11 protein-coding genes are annotated in these 17349 nt (G+C 46.6%); all 11 read left to right on the plus strand.

The window, feature by feature from the left end:
* The first annotated feature begins 438 nt into the window (after positions 1–438).
* Positions 439–2451: a SusC/RagA family TonB-linked outer membrane protein gene (locus ACFPFU_RS23625; protein WP_377068830.1), complete on the plus strand. Its 2013-nt coding sequence runs from the start codon at positions 439–441 to the stop codon at positions 2449–2451.
* Positions 2452–2465: 14 nt separating this feature from the next.
* Positions 2466–3593, plus strand: coding sequence for a SusC/RagA family TonB-linked outer membrane protein (locus ACFPFU_RS23630; RefSeq protein WP_377068832.1), 1128 nt, complete (start codon positions 2466–2468; stop codon positions 3591–3593).
* A 17-nt stretch (positions 3594–3610) separates the two neighbouring features.
* Positions 3611–5380, plus strand: a complete 1770-nt coding sequence (locus tag ACFPFU_RS23635; protein ID WP_377068834.1) for a RagB/SusD family nutrient uptake outer membrane protein — start codon at positions 3611–3613, stop codon at positions 5378–5380.
* A gap of 186 nt (positions 5381–5566) precedes the next feature.
* A complete protein-coding gene (locus ACFPFU_RS23640; protein WP_377068836.1) occupies positions 5567–6967 on the plus strand; it encodes a neutral/alkaline non-lysosomal ceramidase N-terminal domain-containing protein in 1401 nt (466 codons plus the stop codon).
* 32 nt (positions 6968–6999) lie between these two features.
* Positions 7000–7920, plus strand: a complete 921-nt coding sequence (locus tag ACFPFU_RS23645) for an amidohydrolase family protein (RefSeq protein WP_377068838.1) — start codon at positions 7000–7002, stop codon at positions 7918–7920.
* Positions 7910–8695: an amidohydrolase family protein gene (locus tag ACFPFU_RS23650; protein ID WP_377068840.1), complete on the plus strand. Its 786-nt coding sequence runs from the start codon at positions 7910–7912 to the stop codon at positions 8693–8695. The genes ACFPFU_RS23645 and ACFPFU_RS23650 overlap by 11 nt, the downstream gene beginning before the upstream one ends.
* 83 nt (positions 8696–8778) lie before the next feature.
* Complete coding sequence (locus ACFPFU_RS23655; RefSeq protein ID WP_377068842.1) at positions 8779–10167, plus strand: DegT/DnrJ/EryC1/StrS family aminotransferase; 1389 nt, start codon at positions 8779–8781, stop codon at positions 10165–10167.
* Positions 10168–10255: 88 nt separating this feature from the next.
* Positions 10256–11596, plus strand: a complete 1341-nt coding sequence (locus ACFPFU_RS23660) for a hypothetical protein (RefSeq protein ID WP_377068844.1) — start codon at positions 10256–10258, stop codon at positions 11594–11596.
* 144 nt (positions 11597–11740) lie between these two features.
* Positions 11741–12331: a transposase gene (locus tag ACFPFU_RS23665; protein WP_377068846.1), complete on the plus strand. Its 591-nt coding sequence runs from the start codon at positions 11741–11743 to the stop codon at positions 12329–12331.
* A 361-nt stretch (positions 12332–12692) separates the two neighbouring features.
* A complete protein-coding gene (locus ACFPFU_RS23670; RefSeq protein ID WP_377068848.1) occupies positions 12693–13937 on the plus strand; it encodes a hypothetical protein in 1245 nt (414 codons plus the stop codon).
* A gap of 264 nt (positions 13938–14201) precedes the next feature.
* Complete coding sequence (locus ACFPFU_RS23675) at positions 14202–17324, plus strand: SusC/RagA family TonB-linked outer membrane protein (RefSeq protein ID WP_377068850.1); 3123 nt, start codon at positions 14202–14204, stop codon at positions 17322–17324.
* Positions 17325–17349 lie beyond the last annotated feature (25 nt).

Below are 17349 nucleotides of genomic sequence, written 5' to 3' on the forward strand. Positions count from 1 at the left end.
GGCGTATCCTGCCTGCGGTCGCATAATTGGAAAACAGGTATTTTATTGGCATTGCCAAGGGTTTTTTCCAGAAGATCGCCTAATGATGTAAACCGCAGGTATATATATGGTATAGGAAGTGAAAAAATAAAAATTTCTGCACTATCATTCATTGCTTTTCGCACCACATGCGGACGGCAAGCTGTCCATCTCCCGCAGTGTTTTCGCTCAGAAATGAAGGTAAAAGCTACCAAATAATATTTGTGATTTGATCGGATCATCGATTAAAATGAGTTTCCCCATGCCTTTTGGTAATTTATATTGATAATCAGTTATTTAATTATAAATAAAAATTATTTTGATTTTAAAAATTTATATTTTATGTTTATGGTAACGTACACGCTATTTGGAAATCTTGCCCCGAATAAGCCTTTTGTTTTAACCACAAACATTTAAACCATGAAGAAAAATTACAGATCATCCACCTGCCACACCCCTAAGTGGCGGGAGAAACTGCTATGGAAAGAACAGCATCGTTTTTCAGTTTACATTATCATTTGGATATTCTTGATGAATGGCCTGCCGATTTTCCCGGCAGTCTCTCAGGAGGAAAAGCGGGTGATAACGGGACAGGTCTTGGATGCCACTTCCAAGGAAAGTCTGCCGGGAGTAAATATCCTGGTTAAAGGGACTTCCATGGGTACCATTACCGATGTGGACGGAACATACAGCGTGTCGGTGCCCAACGAGGATGCTGTCCTGATATTTTCTTTTGTGGGATACCTCGCACAGGAAATTAAAATCGGGAGCCAAACCATAATCGATGTGGATTTGGTGGCAGACCAGGCCCAGTTGGACGAAGTAGTGGTGGTAGGCTACGGTACCGTCAAGAAAAGCGACCTCACCGGCTCTGTAGTCCGGGTCAATGCGGAGACTTTTAAAAACCAGAGCAATGTACAGCTGACCGATATGCTGGCAGGAACGGTGGCGGGCTTTAATGCCAGCCAGGCTACTTCAGCGGCAGGGGGCAGTTCTTTGGAGATCAGGGGGCCGACCTCTCTGGGTGCGGGGACGGAACCTTTAGTGGTTTTGGACGGCGTGATTTTTAATGGCAGCATCAGGGACATCAACCCTAATGACATCGAAACGCTGGACATACTGAAGGATGCCAGTTCATCCGCTGTATTTGGGGCTAGGGCAGCCAATGGCGTCATCCTGGTGACCACCACCAGAGGCAAGACAGGCAAACCCTCCTTTAATTTCACCACCAAATTGGGAGTGGCGGGTCCTACGCGGGACGATTTTGCCGTCAGAAGCCCACAGGGATACCTTGATTTCAGAAGGGACTATTACAGGACGCTGGGCTTGGCACAGCCTGACTACCACTGGTTTAATCCCAACGAGCTTCCCGAAGGAGTCACTTTGGAGCAATGGCGGGCGTCCAATAATAATCCCCATCCCGATGATACCCGCGAATGGCTCGCCAGAATGAACTTTTTCCCCGTTGAGATTGAGACTTATTTGGCAGGTGAAACCATCAACTGGAGGGATGAAGTGATGAAGCCGGGAGTCAGGCAAGAATATGACCTCAGCATAGGAGGGGGTACCGAGCAGATGAAGTATTATTGGTCGCTTGGATATGTGGATAATGAGGGTATCATCACGGGCGACAAATTTTCAACCCTAAGATCCAGGCTTAACCTTGATTTTGAAGTCACCGATTGGCTCAACCTGGGTTTGAACACCCAGTTTTCTTCCCGGGATGAAAGCGTGGTCCAGGCCAATTTGACAGGGATGTACCAGACCAGTCCCTTTTCCCGCATGTACGACGAAGATGGCTCCATCAGGTGGTTTCCCCATGGTTATATAGGGGGAGAAAATCCTTTGATCAACTATTTGGGACAGGACAGGTTCCATAAAATCAACAGTTTGTTCAATACCCTCTATGCGGAGGTCAAGCTGCCATTTGGCATTACATTCAGGTCTTCCTTTCAGCCTCGGATGCAAAGCATAAGAGATTATAATTATTGGTCTCCGGAAACCATCATGGGTGGACCGACCTATGCGCAGGGACGGGCTACCAGGCGGGAATCGTCCTTGTTTGAATGGATGGTGGACAATCTCTTAAAATGGAACAAAGAGATCGGCGTGCATAATTTTGACGTGACCTTTTTGTATAACCTGGAAAGGAACAGGATCTATGAGTCCATCATGGAAAACCAGACTTTTGATCCCAGTCCTATCCTGGGCTACCACGGCATGCAGTTTGGTAACGACCCTACCATTTCTACCAATGATATCACTTATTCCGGGGAGGGGTTGATGGGCCGGTTGAATTATACCTTTTGTTTACCGGATCCATTCGCCGGGACGGGTTTAGTGCCTTTGGCCGTGAGAACCCCAGAGCCGTCTTTCCGGCCGTGGCTTTTGCCTGGCAGGTATCTGATGAAAGCTTTTATAATTCGGGGCTGATTGATCAGTTAAAAATGCGCCTGTCCTGGGGGGTAAACGGGAACCGTGACATAGGGCCTTATTCGGCTTTTGCCCAAATGGGCAGCAACCTGTATTATGATGGTTCCCAGGTACAGATGGGTATTTTTACTTCACGCCTGTCCAATCCCTTGCTTTCCTGGGAAGAGACCGAATCTTATAACATAGGCTTTGACATAGGAATATGGGAAAACCGGTTCAACCTTACCCTGGATTACTATGACATGTCTACCCGCAATCTCCTGGTGGAGCGCTCATTGCCCAGGGTAACCGGTTTTGAAAATGTGACCACGAACATCGGGAAACTGGCCAACAAAGGGTTTGAGGTGACATTGGGCGGTGTCAACGTGAACAGGGCCAATTTTAACTGGCGGACGAATATCAATTATTCCATGAACCGTAACAAAATCATCTCTTTGTTTGGAGAAACAGGAGATTATACCTTACAGGGGCAGTTGCTTACAGGGGAGATACCGGATTTTGAAAACAGGTGGTTCATTGGCCAGCCTATCGATGTGGTCTGGGATTATGATATCCTTGGTATCTGGCAGGTCGAAGAGGCTGCTGAGGCCGCCGAGTATAACCTGAGCCCGGGTGACTTTAAAGCCAACGATCTCGACGGTAACGGCGCTTACGAAGCCCTGCAGGATAAAAAATTTATCGGCTTCAGCCAACCCCGGCACCGTCTGGGACTGAGAAATGATTTCGACTTCCTGCGCAATTTCACGGCATCGGTTTTTATTCGGGCTGACCTTGGACACATCAATCATTTTTCTCCTTCCGTAGCGGGGTGGTCTACCTTTGATAGAAGGAGTACCGCGAATTATCCGTATTGGACACCGGACAACCGCACCAATGATTTTCCCAGGCTGAATATCAATGATTCTCCCTATGGGGGCGGAATCATGCCGTATAAATCCGCCTCTTTTGTGCGGATACAGGATATCTCGCTTTCCTATAATTTCCCCCCTCCCGTGGCAAAAAGGCTGAGGCTGCAAAATGCCCGGGTTTTTGGCTCCGTTAGGAACCTCTACAGTTTTGACAATTGGCCGGGATGGGATCCCGAATCAGGGCATCTCCCAATGCCCCGGATTGTCACGATGGGATTCAGTTTGTCATTATAAACAAAACGCCGAAAACAATGAAACGATATATAAAATTTCCGATAGCCGCATGCCTGCTGTTCCTTCTGGCCGGAGCTTGTTCCGAAGATTTTCTGGAACCCCAACCCTTATCCTTTTTCACGCCGGAAAAGGTATTTGTGGACAAAGGGGGCTTTGAAGCACTCCTGGTGACCATGAGAAAAGACCTCACCCGGGAGCAAACCGCTCAGAAAAACTTCATGGCGCACCAGTGGGCCGCATCAGAAGCAGGGGTGCCTTGGCTTCAAATGGATTATACCAATCTTACCCCGAACTCTGACCGGTATCAACAATTTGTCACGCAAATCAATGACATCTTTGAGATGGTAAAAAATGCGAATGTAGCCATCAGCAGGATTGACGATATAGAATGGGAGGATGAAAACGATAGAAACCGGATATTGGCCGAAGCATACTGGCACCGGTCCTATTGGTACTACAGGCTAATAGGCAATTACGGTGACCTCCCCTTTATCAACGAAGAGATTCAGGGAGTGAGACTCGATTTTCGGTCTCATAGCAGGTGGGCCATTTTGGACAAGATACAGGCTGATATGGAGTTTGCGGTGGAACATATGCCGGTATCGGCCGCTCCCGGAATACCTACCAAAGGTGCAGGCGATCATTTGCTGACGAAGATTTATTTGGCAAACATGGAATTTGACAAAGCCATTGAAGCAGCTTCCCGGGTAATTGATGGGCCCTATGCCCTGATGACGGGCAGATTCGGGCAAGATGCGGACGATCCCGCCAAAAACGTGATCTGGGACCTGCACCGCCATGCCAACAAGAGCTTGTCGCAGAATACGGAAACCATCCTGGTATTCGTGGACAGGTGGCAGGCACCGCCGACCGCCAGGACCCCGGGTCTGTTTACCATGAGGGTCTATCACCCTTCCTGGTGGCACAATGCAACGGGCAAAGACAGGGAAGGTAATCTGGGTATGATCGATGCCGGCCCTTTGTATGATTCGCTGGGGAGAGGCAACCCGGATGTCGCGCTGAGCGATTGGCATAGTTACGACATTTGGGAAGACGCTGATTTTGATTACAAGACGACTCCTGATCTCAGGAGGGCAGGCATCAATTGGTACGATAGAGAAGATTATTTTTATAACAATCCGGCCTCCGTTCAATATGGGGAACCCTTTGATCCAAATAACATGGATATACCCTCGGAATATTGGGCCAGGATGTACCCGGTGCCGTTTTATAAAACTTATGCCCCTAATTTTCCCGACCAGACAGGCATACCGATGGGAAGTAACGGTGACTGGTACATTTTCAGGTTGGCGGAAACATACCTCCTCAGAGCGGAGGCCTATTATTGGAAAAACGACCTGGCAAATGCCGCAATAGACATCAACACCGTCCGACAAAGGGCAAATGCCCCGCTCATCGGCCCTGCGGATGTGACCATAGATTTTATCTTCGACGAGCGGGCAAGGGAATTATTCGCGGAAGAACCCCGGCAAAATGAATTGAACCGGGTATCCTATATCCTGGCGGCCAGGAATGAACGCGGCTACAGCTTGTCCAACCTTCATGAGAACAATTGGTTCTATGATAGGGTGAGAAACCTGAACCCGTTTTATGACAGAGCTGATGAGGTGGTTATTCTGGGTGCAAGACCCCGAATCATGCCTTATCACTTTCAATGGCCCATTGACGACGATATCATCAATTCGAATACTTTGGGAAGGATCAACCAGAATCTGGGTTATACAGGGTCTTCCAATAATGTCCCGCCCCTTGAAGCGGTGGAGTGATGATAAAAAAGCATCCCCTTCCTTCGCGTAAAATTTGATATATTTAAAGAAGAAAAGATGGAGGGGGATACTCCAATCTTCCGGTCCGGTGGAGGTGCAGAACCCCATTGTATCCACAAAACCAAATTGAAAATTCACCATGAAAGTTTTATCCGTCAAACGGTGATACAACCATATCACAGAACCATGAAAAGAACAGTTTTCTATCTCCCGTTGCTGACACTTCTGACAATGGCTTTAGCCCCTAGCACTTCGGGCTGTCCGCAACAACAAACGGCTTCCTGGAAAGCCGGCGTGGCCAAAGTGGATATTACCCCGAGGGGACCCATCTGGATGGCGGGTTATGCTGCCCGGGATCACCCCTCTGAAGGCATCAGGCACCCCATCTGGGCCAAAGCCCTTTTTCTTGAGGATGCAGAAGGAAAAAGCGCCGTCTTGGTGACTTCCGACCTGATAGGCTTTAGGCAAGAGCTTTCCAGGCGCATTCGTGACCGCTTAACAAAACAATATGGTCTATCCAGAGATCAGGTGATTTTGAACAGTTCTCATACACACACGGGGCCGGAGACAGACAATAGCAGGTATAAATTTCAACTGGATGCCGGTGAATTGGACAAGATTGAAAACTATGCACGGGCATTGGAAGACCAGATTGTGGAATTGGTAGGACAGGCGCAGCGCTCCATGGAGCCGGTTAACCTGTATGCCCAAAATGGTGTTACCCGTTTTCAGGTGAACAGAAGAAATAATAAAGAGGCTACTTTGATCCATCAAGTTGAGTTGAAAGGCCCTAATGACTATGCAGTGCCCGTATTAAAGGTGGAGACCCTGGATGGCAAGATGAAAGCGGTGGTGTTTGGTTATGCCTGCCATCCTACCGTGTTGCCTGATTATCAAATTTCAGGCGACTACGTCGGTTTTGCCCAGATTGAACTGGAAAAAGTATATCCGGGCACCATGGCGATGTTTTTCCAAGGCGCCGGCGGTGATCAGAATCCTTTGCCCAGACGTTCCGTAGCATTGGCGCAGCAATATGGAAAAGAGCTGACAGCAGCCGTGGAAAGGGTAATTCATGAGGATATGCCCAAATTAGAAGGAAAATTAACCACCGCTTATTCTGAAATTGATCTGACTTTTGCCAAGCCATCACCCAGCAGGGATGAATTGGTAGCCATCACGGGGCCCCAATCGGAATATCCTGAATACCTTAAAGAAAATGCGAAGGTACTCATAGACAAACTTGATAAGGGAGAAACCCTCATCACTTCATACCCTTATCCTGTCCAGGTCTGGAAACTTGGAAGCTTGCCGGTTTTTAGCCTGGGAGGGGAACTGTTGACGGGCTACGCCATAGCATTCAAGAAGATTTTCGGCCACGAGATATTCGTCATGGGATATTCCAATGATGTAATGGCTTATATCCCTACCTTGAAGGTATTGGAGGAAGGGGGATATGAAGGCTCCAGGTCCCCCATTTTCACCACCCCCTGGGCGCCCGATATCGAAGATAGGATAATCGCTGAGGTGGTGAAACTGGCAAAGGAGGCAGGGATTCAACCGGCCGAAGGTCCGGTGACCGATCGTTGAATAGAACTTGCCCATTAAAAAAGAATGCAGATATGAGAAATAGGATTAACCGTAGAGAGTTTTTTTCAGATACAGCCAAATCTGTCTCAGGCCTGTATTTGGGGATCAACCTCACGGGCTTTTCCATGCAGGAAGAGTATATGTTTGCTCCGAATGATCTGATGAAGGAGGTAATGAAGTACCGGAAAATCGACGCTCACGCCCATGTCTTTTTTACCGATGACAGCCCTGAAACGCAAATATCATTTGCGGATCGCCTTGGGATAGAGAAACTCGTGATTTCGAGGCCCATGGCACCGGGCAGCGAGGGACTTCCGGAGGAATTCATTAATTGTAACGATCTGATCATAAAATCGGTGTCCAGGTATCCGGACAGGTTTATCGGCCAACCCACCATCAATCCTGCGTTTCCCAAGGAATCCATGGAAGAACTGAAACGTTGCTTGGACCACGGCATGGTAGGATTGAAACTGTACAACCATGTAAAACTGAGCGATCCTTTGTTTTATCCTTTTATAGAAAAATTCATAGACCTGAAAATGATCATTCTCATGCATATGGGAATTGGAAAATCCAGGGTGGAATATGACCCAAGGGAACCTGCAAATGTATCCACTCCGGAGGACTTTGTCATCGCGGCAGAGCGGTATCCTGAGGCGATGTTCCAACTTGCCCATCTCGGAGGCGGGGGAGATTGGCTGGATGCCTGCAAGGCTGTCCGGCCTTATCCAAACATATATGTGGATGTTTCCGGAAGTAACAATGAGGCGGATATCATCTCATTTGCGATGGAACAACTGGGAGAGGACCGGATATTTTTCGGCTGTGACAACAGCTTTTATCAGGGGGTAGGCCATATGCTTGCCGCGGATCTGACAGAAGTACAAAGGGAAAAAATATTTTTCCGGAATTACAACGACATTCTCAGAAAGGCAGGTAGACATGTGGATTGACAGCAATACTTATATAGGCCACTGGCCGTTCCGTCAACTTAAAAACAACACCTGCAAAGACATTCTGGAAAGGATGGACAGGCACCAGGTGGAAGCTTCGGTGGTCAGCAACCTGAACGGCATATTTTATAAGGATACCCAACCTGCCAATCAGGAACTTCATGAAGACATAAGATCCAATAAGAGATACCAGGATAGATTGGTGCCGTTTGCAGTCATTAATCCCATTTATTCCGGCTGGAAAGATGATCTCAAAAAATCCATATCAAAGCTCGGGATGAAAGGGGTAAGGCTGTATCCTAAATACCATGGCTATACCCTGAAAAATCCTTCCTGCGTGGAACTCGTTAAAAAAGTCAGAGACCTGGGTTTACCGGTTGCTCTTTCTTTAAGAATGGTGGACAGCAGGCCCAGTTCATGGCTGGACATCAACCAGGAATGGACACTCAAAGACGTAGTTCCCATCATAGAGGCCGTGCCTGATGCCAAGTTTATGATACTGAACATTGCCAACAATACCCTGTTGGAACCGGATCAATTAGACCTGTTTAAGAAATCAAACCTATTTATGGACACTTCAGGCAGGAACATCACCAACCTGGGGAAGCTCATTGATACTTTCGGAAAAGAGAAATTTGGTTTCGGCACACATGCACCCATACTGGATTACCGGACCGGCGCATTGAGAATTGAGTCCCTGAATGAAGATGAGGCAGATGAAAAAACAAAACAGCAGTTGAGGTACTATAATATAAAACACCTGCTTCAATTGTGATAAACCATCCGTTCCCGTGGTTTATCCGCATTGTATTCCCTGATGTTGCTAGAGTAATTTACACTACATAAAATCTTAAAGACATGAAAACCAATAACAACTTGAATTCCAGAAGAAGGTTTATAAAAACCAATGCGCTTTTAGGGGCGGCTGCGGCTTTATCCTGGGGCACTGCTTCTGATGCTTTGGGAAGCGTAATTCTGAAAAGCCAAAAACCTGCTCTTATGGGAGGTGATCCGGTAAGGACAGCACCATGGCCTAAATGGCCTGTTTGGAAAAGTGAAACGGACGAAAAACGGATATTGGAAGTTTTAAGGAGCGGTGTCTGGTCCCGGGCGGATGTCGTTGCTGAATTTGAAGAAAAATGGGCAGAAACCGTGGGTGCCAAACGGTGTGTGACGGTAGTAAATGGGACCAATGCATTGGTTACAGCTTTGACCCAACTCGATATCGGAGGGGGAGATGAAGTACTCGTACCGCCTTATACCTTTGTCGCTTCCGTGACGGCCATCTTAGCTACAGGCGCCATGCCGGTTTTTGTGGATACAGATAGGGAAACTTTCCAGATTGACCCGGATAAAATTGAAGATAAAATCACGCCCCGTACCAAAGCCATATTGCCTGTGCATGTATGCGGTTTGCCCGCAGATATGACCAGGATCATGAAAATCGCGAAAAAACACAACCTGCTTGTGGTGGAGGATGCCTGCCAGGCTTGGACAGCTGAAATCCATCACAAACAGGTAGGTACATTTGGAGACGCTGGCTGCTACAGTTTTCAAAATTCCAAAAATATTCCCATTGGAGAAGGCGGTGCCGTTGTCAGTGACAACGATGAATTCATAGACCGATGTTTTTCGTACCAGAATTTCGGCAATCCTTTTGGCTCTGTCGTAGGTGCCGTCAATTCCGGAACCCTGATGATGGGCACCAAACTGCGTTGGACAGAATACCAGGCTGCCATTGGATTGGCACAGCTTGAAAGATTTGCGGAACAGAACGAAATAAGAAGTAAAAACGCAGTATATCTTAGAAACCGGATAAAGGACATTCCGGGAATAAGACCTTACCGGCTTTATGATGAGGTTACAAAAGCTGCATACCATCTGTTTCCGTTTCGTTTTATTACAGAGGATTTTCAGGGACTGAGCCGTGACGCCTTTATCAAGGCGCTGCGGGCTGAAGGGATTCCCTGTTCCAACGGATACGCCACGCTGAACACCATGCCCTTCTTGGAAAACACTTTCAAAACCAAAAACTTTAAGAAAATGTATTCCAAAGAGGACCTGGACTACAAAAGGTATATGGAGAATAACCAATGTCCGGAAAACGATAAACTTTGCAATGAAGAGGCGGTATGGTTTACCCAAAACATGCTGCTTGGCTCCCATACAGACATGGATGACATCATCAAGGCGATAGAGAAAATAAAAAACAATGCGGAGACCATCAAAAATGCCGAAAAATCATGAAACAATTTCTAGCCCCTAAGCCAGAAAAGCGGGTGTCGCCTCATTTGATTATATCTTAAATGAATAAAACCGTTTGAAATAATTTTCCATGAAAGTATTTGAAGGAGAACATCAACATTCCTATTCCGCCTACGGGGAGAGAAGCGGGACCAACAAACATTTGGAAGCGCGACGTTATTATTCAGGATTTGAAATGGCGCATGATACCTATAATGCCCTGTCCTGCGCAAGTGACGGTAACATTTATTATGTTCTTTCTTCTGAATCCCCTCATACGGGTGGAAAGTTTTTCGTTTACAAACCGGAGCATGACAGGGTGGAGTTTATTGCTGATCTTACAGAAATATGTGGTGAAGACGGACTGAATGCCATTCCACAGGGCAAAAGCCATGTCCGATTTTACGAAAGAAAGGGGAAACTGTATTTTTCAACCCATGTGGGATATTATGAAATGATTGATGGAATGGACCGGCTTCCAAAGAATCCTCCCGATGGTCGCCAAAAGTATCCGGGTGGGCATTTTCTGGCCTATGATCTGAAAACAAAGAAAACCGAAGATTTGGCCATGGTGGGAGGTGGTGAGGGGATTGTTTCCATGACCATGGATACGGACAGGGGTCACATATATGGGATCACCTGGCCAACAGGGCATTTTGTGCATTATGATTTGGAAAAAAACAGCCTTTATGATCTCGGGCCGGTGTCAGCTATGGGGGAAGCTGGTGTACCGGGGGAGGATTTCAGGTCGCTGTGCCGCGCTCTCTTTGTCGACCCGGCAGATGGTAAGGTTTATTTCAGCACAGCTGAAGGGGATATATTCCATTATTGCCCGGTGTCGGGAAAAATGGAACTGGAAAAGGAGATTGATCTGCGCCTGGATTATTTTGGGCAATATGATCCCACCGTTCCGGGCAGCATGGCTTACAACTGGAGAATGGTATGCTGGCATGAGCCTGAAGCGGTAGCCTATGGGGTACATGGGAATTCCGGGTATTTATTCCGGTTTGACCCCCGTCGGAAACAGATAGAAATCGTGCAAAGAATAACTTCTCTGCCTTCCCAGCGGAGTGGAATGTTTGACCAGTTCAGCTACGGTTATCTGGGATTCGGGATAGCGCCCCATACCCATACGGTTTATTATCTGACAGGCGGCCCCATATATGAAAATGGCAAAAGGGTCGGCGGTGTGGAAAGGATAGCCAAAGGTGCGGCAAGAGGCATGGAGAACCTGCATTTGGTTACTTTTGATCTTTTAAACCGTCATTATATTGATCATGGCCCTATCCGCTATACTGACGGCAGCATCCCTACTTATGTGAACTCCATTGCGATCGGCCAGGATGGGTATGTCTATGCTTTGGCAAGGTTTGCACACAAGGGAAAGGTCATCCAGGATTTGATCAGCATCCCGGATCCTTTGAAAGACTGATTGAGCTGGAGCCTGTCTATGGATGATGAAAGGGGTAGTTCCCAAAAGAAGTGAATTACAGGAAGATCGAACTGTTCGAAAAATTCGAACAGCTGTCGAGGGCCCAGGGCCGCAATATCTCGGGACTCAAAAAATGATAGAAAAATGACCAACCGCTATCGCAACAAATACCGTATCGCCTCCGCCCGCCATCCTGCTTGGGATTATGGATGGAATGCCGCGTATTTTGTAACAATATGCACCAAAGACAGGGTTTGTTGGTTTGGTGACGTAGTAAATGGTGAAATGCGGCCGTCACAAATAGGGGAAATTGTCCAGTCCGAATGGGTCAAAACACCAAAAATTCGGCCGGATATGAATTTGGAATTAGGGGCATTTGTGGTGATGCCCAATCATTTTCATGGGATTATCATTATTGGTGAAAATGAATATAATGATCAGGGTAGAGACGCAATGCAGGGTAGAGACACAATGCATTGCGTCTCTACCCAACCCGCCGATAAACCCAGAAACAAATTTGGACCGCAATCCAAAAACCTGGCATCTATTATAAGGGGTTTTAAAATCGGTGTAACCAAAAATGCCCGAATAAACACCCAAGAATTTGCCTGGCAGTCGAGATACCATGATCATATCATTAGAAATGAAAAATCCTTTCATACCATTTCAAATTACATCATGGATAATCCAATGAAATGGACGGAAGATAAATTCTATGCCCCGCGGCACGACTAACTGAAAATAAAATTTAGGAATTCGGCATAGCTGCAAGAGCGTCCGGGCTTCTAATTCATTTATGGACCCAAACCAGCAAAGGGGAAACAGGGTATAGCCGGGATGCCCAATTCCCGGAGAAACTCTTCAATCCTGCACCCCTTTTTTCCTTGCTATGTAACTTTATCTTTTCTTAGTTTAAAAAATAGAAGGTTTTTATAATACTGATAATCAGATATTTATGTGTTATGTTTTTTTCATTAATCAAATATTAACGATTTATTCACCTCCTGTCGGTTAAGTTGGGACTCTATGAAAACTGGTTCAACAATAGTTGGCGGGACCTTTTTCTTCAAGTTTTATCTAAACCCAAAATAGCTTTATGAAAACATTTATTTTCCTGCTGGTAATTTTTCCTGTTATCTTTTCTGTTGCTGACCCTCATTGTTATGGCACACCCAATAAGAGCATCAGGGAATTCAATGTATTACCCGAAAATCCTGCTGCTGTAAATACAGAAAACCTGCAAAAAGCGATTGACTGGGCTTCCGGTTATGGCGCGGCATTGTACGTAGACCCTACCGATGAACCCTACGCTTTAAACAGCGGGTTGGTTTTGAAACAGAATGTATCGCTGATAGGCGTCCATGGCCCGACTCCCCGAGGCACCAAGCATGCCTCAAAAAACATCCCCGTGGGCAGTGTTTTCAAAATTGAAGATGCAGAACACGCCTTCATTACCGTTGAATCGGCCACTCAGATCAGAGGGATACAATTTTGGTACGGGAACCAGGAACTCGACGATCCGGAGAAAATAATTAAATATCCCCCGACCATCCAGACCAGCAAGACATCCAGCACCCAAGGTGTGACCTTATCAAATCTCACCTTTTACGGAGAATATGTGGCCATGGATTTTAACGCATCAAAAGAATTCATATGCGAGCTGATCCTCATAGAACACTGCTATGGATATCCTTTAAGCGGCGAATTTATAAGAATTGATTATTGCTATGACATTCCCAGGTTTCTTCACACCCATGTGAACCCGGCCATCATGCGAAAGATCGGGCTTAGGTTTTCCAAAGCGGTGATTGACCGGGTAGTAGCCAGGAAGACGTTTGCCTACTCCATCAACCATACGGACAATGCCCAACTGATAGATGTGTTCACTTTTGGTACCTGGGGAGGCATTCATCTTGGGGACGAGAGCTATGGCCAATTGACCAACTTTAATTTGGATTGTGTAGCGGTAGGCATTTTCAAGCAGGGAAACAACACCAAAAACCGCAATTGGATGATTGGCCAAGGGTCCATAATTGCGAATGCCGGGGAGACCGTGGAGGAAACACATCCCATTATAATTGAAGGTGAAGGACACACTGCCTTTGTGAATGTCGAGGCCTTTTCAGGCGGCAATGGGGCACTGACAAACGTCGGACGATCATTTGATTTTATGCTGATAAGAGGGGAAAAAAAATTAACGGTTTCCCTGATCGGATCCCGGATGCGCAATTATGAATCCGCCAACCCGATAACGCTAAAAAATCCGTTGGCGGTAATTCAGGCAGTAGCCTGTTTGGATAAAGATGAAAACCTGTTTAATAAAATTATTGGCAATGAATAGGCATAAGCTTTATTTCAGCACCGGAATGTACAGTCAATGGGCTTACATAAGCCAGTATGTTATGTATTATTCTATTCCGCCTTGATCATTTCTTCTCCTATCCATCATTTCACACAAATTGTAATAATTAAAAATTAATGTATTCATATGAAATCGAGCATGACGAGGTCGTCACAAACTGGGATGCCCCGATAGCCCCGATAGCTATCGGGGGGGGAAAACATGCGAGATTCCATATGACCGCTAAAAAACAATTATAAACATATGAAAATAATTTACTTATTATCCATTATGCTCATTTGCCCACTTTTCCTGTTTGCTCAGGAAAGAATCATTAGTGGGACGGTGACCGACTCATCAGACGGGAACACCCTGCCAGGGGTCAATGTCGTTGTCAACAGGAACGGGGAAAGAGTCGGAGGGACGATAACCGACATCAACGGGGAGTATTCCCTCAGTGCTCCTTCCGGCGCCACTGATTTGGTGTTTGTTTTTCTTGGGATGGAATCAGTGACCGAAGAGATTGATGGCAGAAATATCATTGATGTAGCCATGGTTACTGACCAAAAAGAACTGGAAGAATTTGTGGTAGTGGGGTACGGATTTGCGGAAAAGGCTACCTTGACAGGGTCTGTCAGCGCCATTGATAACAAGGAAATCCAAACGACCACCCATTCCAGTTTGGCCCAAAAACTTCAGGGCAAAGTGGCAGGGCTCAACATCCGCCAAAATTCAGGTCAACCGGGATCATTTGACAATTCAATTAACATTCGCGGTTTTGGTACGCCCATGTTTGTGATTGACGGCATCATCCGAAATGATCCGGGGGCGTTCCAAAGAATCAATCCTGAAGATATTGAAAGCATTTCGGTCTTAAAGGATGCCTCTGCGGCAGTTTATGGAATCGGGGCCGCAAATGGGGTCATCATCGTAACTACCAAACAGGGAAACCGGGGAAAGACGGCCTTTACCTATAATGCTGTCACGGGAATTACCCGGCCGACCGGCATTCCCGTGATGGCATCTACGCCCCAGTTTGCGCAAATGCGCAATGATGCGAATATCTATGGACCGGGGGCGGGTATCCCTTATTACACCCGGGATGAACTCCAAAAATACATGGAAGGTACTTTACCGGGCTATACCAATGTAGACTGGTATGACGCCACCATGAAAGAATATGCCCGTCAAACCCAACACAACTTGTCGGTCAATGGGGGAGGTGAAAAAGTACTGTATTATTTAGGATTGGAGTACGTCGAGGACGGCGGATTGCTGAGAAGCAATGACATGGATTACAGCAGGGTAAACCTAAGAAGCAATATTACAGCTGATCTTACCGACAACCTGAGGGCTAGGGTGATGATTTCCGGCAGGTATGATAAACAAACTGAACCGGGCGACAACTTCTTCAACATATTCAAGACCACCCGGGTGACACTTCCCACGGAGAGACCTTTTGCCAATGACAACCCCCAATATCCGGGTTTTGTTTCTTCAGGATTCCAAACGCCAACGGTATTGGCAGACAGAGACCTCTCAGGTTATACAGAGGTGGAAAACAGGGCAATTCAAACCATGGCGGAGCTTAGGTATGCCGTTCCGTTTGTAAAAAATCTGTTCATTACAGGTACGGGAGCTTTCGATACAGGCACAAGGTTGCACAAAAACCTATACAAAGGCTTTACCACATATACCTATACGCCGGCAACGGACACCTACAATCCCCTTATCCAAAGGGCTGACCAAAACATAAATGCCAGGACCGATGTAGGCAATACGTATACCCTCCGGTTATCAGCTGATTACAAAACACAAATCGGCCAAGTCCATGACATTTCGGGCATGTTGGTGGCAGAGCAAATCAAAGGCTGGAGCCGGTGGCAGTCAGCAAGGCGGTACTACGGCGATTTTTATACAAGTGACCAGATCCGGTTTGCCGGACAAACAAACCTCCAGAATGATGGTCAAGACGATGTCAATTCCAGGATCAGCTATATAGGAAGGGTGAATTACGGGTACTCCCAAAAATACCTGATTGAAGGTGCTTTCAACTACAACGGATCCTTCCGTTATCATCCCGAAAGACGATTCGGGTTTTTTCCAGTGGTGTCTGTTGGGTGGAGAATTTCGGAGGAAAACTTCATATTGAATAATACTCCAGCTATCAATGAGCTGAAAATACGTGGATCATACGGTGTAATCGGATCTGATGAAGGCGTGCCGTTTCAATACTTGCCCGGGTTTACATTCGGGGGTGTCAGTACCTGGGAATTCACCAACAATAATTTAACAAACGGCCTGGCCTCTCCTGAGATAACCAACAGATTCCTGACATGGTCCACCAATCACCTGTCGGACATTGGCTTTGACCTCACCTTATGGAACGGCAAGTTGGAGGTAATCGCCGACGTGTACAACAGGGAAAGAAGGGGGCAATTGGCAAGACGTAATATTTCACTTCCCAATACCTTCGGGGGTACCCTGCCGGAAGAAAACCTGAACAGCAGCAGGCAGGTCGGTTTTGAATTTTCGCTGGGTCACACCCATAACATCAATGATTTCCAATATACGGTCAGGGGTAATTTCAATTTCAGTCGATACATGACCTTGTATCAGGAGCGGGCACCGTTTCAGAGCCAACGTGACCGGTGGTTGCACGGAGAGGAAAATAGGTGGGGAAACAGGCAAACCGGCTACGTAGTCGTCGGACAATTTCAGAGCCAGGAAGAAGTATGGCATGGCCCGGTATACGGAGGAGCACTCGGAGGTATGAGAGAGCTTCCCGGTGATTTCAAATACGAAGATGTAAATAACGACGGGATCATCAATGAAGAAGATGCCAGAACCCCTTTGAATTACGGCCCCACCCCACTAATCAATTTTGGAGCCACATTCGGTGCGCAATGGAAGGGTTTCGACCTGAATTTGCATTTTCAAGGTGCGGGGGGATATACCATGCGGTTCAGTGAGGTATACGGCGAAATGTTCGCATTCAGAGGCAATTTACCTGCATATTTCTTCGACAGGTGGCATCAGGAGGACCCATACAATCTGGACAGCGACTGGATACCCGGTGAGTGGCCTGCATCCCGCTTTATTGGAGACGTAGGAATGTTATATGCAGAAAGTTCTGTCTGGAGACGGAATTCTTCCTTTGTGAGATTGAAAAGCATGGAGTTGGGATACACCTTCAATCCAGCGCTGCTGACAAAGTTAGGGATGGAACGCCTGAGAGTTTACACGAACGGATTCAACCTGATCACCTTTGCTAAAGATCCGTTTATGAAGCAGTTTGACCCGGAAAGGGTAGAGGGGGCATTTAACGCAGGTTATACATATCCCCTGAGCAAGAGCTACAACTTAGGCCTGAGTTTAAATTTTTAAATGAGTTGCTATAAATAAATTCGAA

Origin of the sequence: Negadavirga shengliensis, assembly GCF_042652345.1 — a bacterium.
GTDB lineage: Bacteria > Bacteroidota > Bacteroidia > Cytophagales > Cyclobacteriaceae > Negadavirga > Negadavirga shengliensis.

Bases quoted from the DNA above. Each gene is read 5' to 3' on its own strand.
- ACFPFU_RS23625 (WP_377068830.1), top strand. From the start codon at position 439: ATGAAGAAAAATTACAGATCATCCACCTGCCACACCCCTAAGTGGCGG.
- ACFPFU_RS23630 (WP_377068832.1), top strand. From the start codon at position 2,466: ATGCGCCTGTCCTGGGGGGTAAACGGGAACCGTGACATAGGGCCTTAT.
- ACFPFU_RS23635 (WP_377068834.1), top strand. From the start codon at position 3,611: ATGAAACGATATATAAAATTTCCGATAGCCGCATGCCTGCTGTTCCTT.
- ACFPFU_RS23640 (WP_377068836.1), top strand. From the start codon at position 5,567: ATGAAAAGAACAGTTTTCTATCTCCCGTTGCTGACACTTCTGACAATG.
- ACFPFU_RS23645 (WP_377068838.1), top strand. From the start codon at position 7,000: ATGAGAAATAGGATTAACCGTAGAGAGTTTTTTTCAGATACAGCCAAA.
- ACFPFU_RS23650 (WP_377068840.1), top strand. From the start codon at position 7,910: ATGTGGATTGACAGCAATACTTATATAGGCCACTGGCCGTTCCGTCAA.
- ACFPFU_RS23655 (WP_377068842.1), top strand. From the start codon at position 8,779: ATGAAAACCAATAACAACTTGAATTCCAGAAGAAGGTTTATAAAAACC.
- ACFPFU_RS23660 (WP_377068844.1), top strand. From the start codon at position 10,256: ATGAAAGTATTTGAAGGAGAACATCAACATTCCTATTCCGCCTACGGG.
- ACFPFU_RS23665 (WP_377068846.1), top strand. From the start codon at position 11,741: ATGACCAACCGCTATCGCAACAAATACCGTATCGCCTCCGCCCGCCAT.
- ACFPFU_RS23670 (WP_377068848.1), top strand. From the start codon at position 12,693: ATGAAAACATTTATTTTCCTGCTGGTAATTTTTCCTGTTATCTTTTCT.
- ACFPFU_RS23675 (WP_377068850.1), top strand. From the start codon at position 14,202: ATGAAAATAATTTACTTATTATCCATTATGCTCATTTGCCCACTTTTC.